The organism is Bacillus sp. 7705b (assembly GCF_002289525.1).
In the GTDB taxonomy this organism is placed as follows: Bacteria; Bacillota; Bacilli; order Bacillales; family Bacillaceae; genus Bacillus; species Bacillus halotolerans.
On sequence record NZ_NSDH01000058.1, the window covers coordinates 1 to 5,251 of the forward strand.

A 5,251-nucleotide genomic window follows, 5' to 3' on the forward strand; every position below is an offset into this window, starting at 1 on the left:
AGTTAACTTTTTACCAGTTAACTCGATTTTTTCAGCGTTGATGATGATCACATGATCTCCAGTATCAACGTGCGGTGTGTAAGTTGGTTTGTGTTTCCCGCGAAGGATAGCTGCAACTTCTGAAGAAAGACGACCTAAAGTCTTACCAGCAGCATCAACAACTAACCACTTGCGTTCAATAGTACTTGCGTTAGCCATAGGTGTTGTACGCATTGAATTTCCCTCCTAAATGATCTGTCATTTTCAATAAACTTCGATTACGTTCTATTTCACAACACAATAAGTTCCGGGGCTTATCGTGGGGTTGAAATACATACCATATGATATCTTATAACTTTATGCAGACTCTGTCAAGAAAATATTATACACCTGGTTTAGTTGTCATAGTAAACGTTCCATAAGTACAGTCCGTGTCCCGGTGCTGTGCGCCCTGCTGCTTCGCGGTCCTTCGCTTCCAGCATGGATTTCACATCATCAGGAGAAATTTTTCCAATACCTGCATCCAGCAAAGTACCCGCAATAATTCTGACCATATTATATAGGAAACCGCTGCCTGTGATCCGCATTTGCAGGCCGTCATCAGTCTCAGTCCAATCGAGTTCGTAAATCGTTCTCACTTTGTCCTGCACTTCCGTTTTAGCCGCACAAAAGCTTGTAAAATCATGTGTTCCTACAAGATGCTTTGCCGCTTCTCTCATGTTCTGCACATTGAGGCGATATGAAAAATGGTAAGCGTAATGCCGTTTAAATACGTCCGGGTGTTTCTCCGTGTATACAAAGTAGCGATATTCCTTTTTAACTGCGCTAAATCGTGCATGGAACCCATCATCCGCAATTTCTGCCGTTTTGACTGCAATATCATCCGGAAGCAGTGCATTTAAAGCATATGGCCATCTCTCAGCCGGAATAGAGAGCGGTGTATCAAAATGAATCACCTGTCCGGCTGCATGAACCCCGCTGTCCGTCCTTCCAGAGGAAACGACCGGGATTCTGTCTTTTGACTTATGCAGGACAGCCAGCGCCTTCTCCAGCTCATCCTGAACCGTTCTTTTACCCGGCTGTACTTGATATCCTTTAAACAAATGTCCGTCATAAGAAATCGTGCATTTCAGTCTCATAAAGCACCTCTAAGCCCTTAAGAAAAATAACAGAGCAGCCAATATGAACAAGCTGACGATGACAGAAGTATCCTTTGCCGTCCATACAAGCTTTCTGTATTTAGTGCGTCCCTCTCCGCCTTGATAGCCTCTTGCTTCCATTGCAACCGCAAGCTCTTCAGCACGCTTAAACGCACTGACAAAGAGTGGGACTAGCAGCGGCACAATTGCCTTCACTCTGTCTTTAAGCGGTCCGCTTGTAAAATCCACGCCTCTCGCCATCTGAGCCTTCATAATCTTATCTGTCTCCTCCATCAAGGTTGGGATAAACCGTAAAGAGATCGACATCATAAGAGCCAGCTCATGAACAGGAAGCTTCAATTTTTTAAATGGGTTGAGCAGCTGTTCCATCCCATCGGTAATCTCAATAGGTGTTGTTGTCAGCGTTAATAGAGTGGTTATTAAAATCAGATAGACGAACCTAAGGGAAATGAAAATCCCTTGTACCAAACCGCCCTCATAGATCTTGAAAAAGCCAAGTTCAAAAATAACCGGCCCTTCATGTGTCATGAAAATATGGAGCAGGAACGTAAAAAGAACAATCCAGATGATCGGCTTTAGCCCTTTCATCAAAAAGGAAAAAGGAACTCTTGTTAAGGAAACAACGCCTGCTGTAAATAAACCAACCACCGCATATGTCTGCACATTATTGGCCAGGAAAACGATACAGACAAACAAAAAGATCGTAACCAATTTTGTTCTTGGATCAAGCCGGTGCACAAGCGATGAACCCGGCACATACTTGCCGATAATCATGCTGTCCATCATAGGGTTTTCCCCCCCTGAAAAAGAGCACGGATTTCAGCAGCGGCATCTTCTATTGTGAGCAGAGGTTCTTTAAATTTGATACCAAGTGCGGCTTCCAGCTGTCTTTGGAATTTAATCGTTTCCGGAAGGTCCAGCCCCCAGCCGGCCATTTCTTCCCCTTTTAAGAACAAGTCTCGCGGACTGCCTGATGCCTGGATAGTTCCTTTATGCATCACGATCATTTCATCAGCATAGGCAGCCGCATCCTCCATGCTGTGGGTAACAAGAATTGTCGTCAGGTTTCCCCGTTGGTGGAGCTCATAAAACATGTCCATGATCTCTTTTCGCCCTCTTGGATCCAGCCCTGCTGTCGGCTCATCGAGAACAAGCACTTCAGGATCCATCGCAAGCACCCCGGCAATTGCAACCCTGCGCATTTGTCCTCCGCTTAATTCAAAAGGTGATCTGTCCAGAAGCTCTTCAGATAAACCTACAAGCTTCAGCATCTCTCTCGCTTTTTGTTCAGCGTCTTCCTTTTTCACACCAAAGTTCATCGGTCCAAATGAAATATCTTTGAGAACTGTTTCTTCGAATAATTGATGTTCGGGGAATTGGAAAACGATTCCGACTTTTTTTCGGAGGGATTTAAGCTCTTTATTCTTTTTTCCTGCCTGTATAACGGTACTGCCTAATGAAATATGCCCCTTTGTAGGCTTCAGGAGACCATTCAGGTGCTGAAGAAGAGTGGATTTACCGGAGCCTGTATGCCCTATTACGGCCACATAGCTGCCTTCCTTAATCGATGCATTGATATCATACAGGGCAAGGCGCTCAAACGGCGTCTTTATCTGATAGCGATGCTCTACATCTTTGATTGTAATGTCCATAGCTCGTTCACCAGCCCTTCCTGAGTCAAATGATTTTCTTCCAAAGCCAGTCCATTTTCTCTTAAGAGCTGGCTGAGCTGGAATGAGAAGGGTAAATCAAGCCCGATTCGAACAAGTTCCTTATTCAATTTAAAAATTTCTTCAGGCGTACCCTCGGCATATTTCTTACCGCCATTCATGACAATGATTCTGTCAGCTTTTGCTGCCTCATTCAGATCATGTGTAATCGAGATGACAGTTGCCATGCCTTGCTCTTTTAAATGTCTTACCGTTTCAAGCACTTCTTCTCGCCCGATCGGGTCAAGCATGGATGTTGCTTCATCTAAGATAATAATATCAGGACGTGCGGCAATAATCCCTGCTATCGCAACTCTCTGCTTTTGGCCTCCGGAGAGATGGTGCGGCTCTTGATCAAGAAAATCCTGCATGTTGACCTGTTTGACAGCCCAATCTACTCTCTCAATCATTTCTTCCCGCGGTACACCATTGTTTTCTAAACCAAAAGCCACATCATCGCGAACTGTCGTTCCGACAAATTGGTTATCCGGATTTTGAAAGACCATTCCAATCTTCTTACGCACTTCCCACACTGACTCCTCTGTCAGTTGAATTCCAGCAACCTTTATGTCGCCTGATTCAGGAAGGATTAAACCATTCAATGCCCGGGCCAGTGTTGATTTCCCTGAACCGTTATGACCTACAATTGCAAGCCATTCACCCTCATACACCTGCAGGGAGACGCCATCTAGTGCTCGTCTTTCTGCGTCTTTCCGATATCGAAAAACGATATCCTCTACCGATATCAACTGATTTTGATTCACGGACAACCGGCCTCCTCTCAGCTCATACTCTGCTTGTCTCTCTTTTGGAAAAGTTGCAGTATCTAAAAAAAGGGCATAGATCCAGTTAGAAACTGTCCCGCCCTTCTTTAGATACACAAAAATATGTGATTAAACCAATTCGATAATTGCCATTGGTGCTCCGTCACCACGGCGAGGACCAAGCTTCATAATACGTGTGTATCCACCTTGGCGCTCCTCGTAACGAGTTGCAATGTCAGAGAATAATTTTTGAAGTGCATCTTGGTTATTTTCTTCGTTAGCAACCTCGTTGCGGATGTATGCAGCAGCTTGACGGCGAGCGTGAAGATCACCGCGTTTGCCAAGCGTGATCATTTTTTCAACTACAGAGCGAAGTTCTTTCGCACGTGTTTCAGTTGTTTCGATTCTTTCGTTGATGATCAAATCAGTTGTAAGATCACGAAGCATAGCCTTACGCTGTGCACTCGTACGTCCTAGTTTTCTGTATGACATGTGATGTCCCCTCCTTTATTGGAATGCTTTTTCTGAATTATAAACACACGAAAATCCTAGTTCACAAGGGAAACTAGTCAATCGTCTTTGCGAAGTCCGAGTCCAAGTTCTTCTAGTTTCGCTTTCACTTCTTCAAGTGATTTACGTCCTAGATTACGAACTTTCATCATATCTTCTTCCGTCTTGTTCGCAAGCTCTTGAACCGTGTTGATACCCGCACGCTTTAAGCAGTTGTAAGAACGAACAGAAAGATCCAATTCTTCAATCGTCATTTCAAGAACTTTCTCTTTTTGATCTTCTTCTTTTTCAACCATGATTTCAGCATGCTGAGCTTCGTCAGTTAAACCAACGAATATATTAAGGTGTTCAGTTAAAATCTTTGAACCAAGCGCAATCGCTTCTTTAGGTCCAGTGCTTCCATCAGTCCAAACATCAAGTGTAAGTTTGTCATAGTTTGCAACCTGGCCTACACGAGTGTTCTCTACTTGATAAGATACACGAGAAACTGGCGTATAGATTGAATCGATCGGAATCACGCCGATAGGCTGATCGTCTCTTTTGTTTGCGTCAGCAGGCGTATACCCACGTCCTCTTTGAGCAGTAAGGCGAACTCGGAAACTCGCATTCTCACCAAGAGTCGCGATATGGAGATCAGGATTTAAGATCTCTACATCACTATCGTGTGTAATATCAGCTGCTGTTACAGTTCCATCACCCTGTACATCAATTTCTAGCGTCTTCTCTTCATCAGAGTAGATTTTCAATGCAAGCTTTTTAATGTTTAAGATAATCGTTGTAACATCTTCCACAACGCCTTCAATTGTCGAGAATTCGTGCAGTACACCATCTATCTGGATTGATGTTACAGCGGCACCAGGGAGTGAGGATAAGAGGATACGACGTAAGGAGTTACCCAGAGTTGTACCATATCCACGCTCAAGTGGCTCTACGACAAACTTACCAAATTTGGCATCGTCGCTGATTTCAACCGTTTCGATTTTTGGTTTTTCAATCTCGATCATTACTTAAAACCCTCCTTCAAAACGTCGAAACCTCGAATAGAATCATATGAGATTCCATCCGAAATTCCCCATTGTTTAGTCCCGTATGTGCTCAGGCAACGAGTCGGTGCATTCGTTTAATAAAT

The 5,251-nt window shown here is 44.0% G+C and carries 7 protein-coding genes; all 7 read right to left on the reverse strand.

What is annotated here, in order from left to right:
* Positions 1–213, reverse strand: a 213-nt coding sequence (rplM, locus tag CJU60_RS20305) for a 50S ribosomal protein L13 (protein WP_095714779.1), incomplete at its 3' end; no start/stop codon positions are given.
* Between the two features lie 161 nt (positions 214–374).
* Positions 375–1,118, reverse strand: a complete 744-nt coding sequence (gene truA, locus CJU60_RS20310) for a tRNA pseudouridine(38-40) synthase TruA (protein ID WP_095714780.1) — start codon at positions 1,116–1,118, stop codon at positions 375–377.
* Between the two features lie 9 nt (positions 1,119–1,127).
* Positions 1,128–1,925, reverse strand: a complete 798-nt coding sequence (locus tag CJU60_RS20315) for an energy-coupling factor transporter transmembrane component T family protein (protein ID WP_095714781.1) — start codon at positions 1,923–1,925, stop codon at positions 1,128–1,130.
* Positions 1,922–2,791 (reverse strand): energy-coupling factor ABC transporter ATP-binding protein, encoded by an 870-nt coding sequence (locus CJU60_RS20320; RefSeq protein WP_095714782.1) that lies wholly within the window; start codon positions 2,789–2,791, stop codon positions 1,922–1,924. The genes CJU60_RS20315 and CJU60_RS20320 overlap by 4 nt, the downstream gene beginning before the upstream one ends.
* The gene (locus tag CJU60_RS20325; protein WP_095714783.1) at positions 2,767–3,612 is read right to left on the reverse strand and encodes an energy-coupling factor ABC transporter ATP-binding protein; all 846 of its coding nucleotides are present in this window, start codon (positions 3,610–3,612) and stop codon (positions 2,767–2,769) included. Before CJU60_RS20325 ends, CJU60_RS20320 begins: the two co-directional genes overlap by 25 nt.
* 129 nt (positions 3,613–3,741) lie before the next feature.
* Positions 3,742–4,104, reverse strand: a complete 363-nt coding sequence (gene rplQ, locus CJU60_RS20330) for a 50S ribosomal protein L17 (RefSeq protein ID WP_003225836.1) — start codon at positions 4,102–4,104, stop codon at positions 3,742–3,744.
* Positions 4,105–4,181: 77 nt separating this feature from the next.
* Positions 4,182–5,126 carry a DNA-directed RNA polymerase subunit alpha gene (locus CJU60_RS20335; RefSeq protein ID WP_010332783.1) on the reverse strand — a complete coding sequence of 315 codons (945 nt, stop codon included), beginning with the start codon at positions 5,124–5,126 and terminating at the stop codon, positions 4,182–4,184.
* Positions 5,127–5,251: the final 125 nt, after the last annotated feature.

Coding starts and splice junctions, on each gene's coding strand:
- truA (WP_095714780.1), bottom strand. CDS start 1,118: ATGAGACTGAAATGCACGATTTCTTATGACGGACATTTGTTTAAAGGA.
- CJU60_RS20315 (WP_095714781.1), bottom strand. CDS start 1,925: ATGATGGACAGCATGATTATCGGCAAGTATGTGCCGGGTTCATCGCTT.
- CJU60_RS20320 (WP_095714782.1), bottom strand. CDS start 2,791: ATGGACATTACAATCAAAGATGTAGAGCATCGCTATCAGATAAAGACG.
- rplQ (WP_003225836.1), bottom strand. CDS start 4,104: ATGTCATACAGAAAACTAGGACGTACGAGTGCACAGCGTAAGGCTATG.
- CJU60_RS20335 (WP_010332783.1), bottom strand. CDS start 5,126: ATGATCGAGATTGAAAAACCAAAAATCGAAACGGTTGAAATCAGCGAC.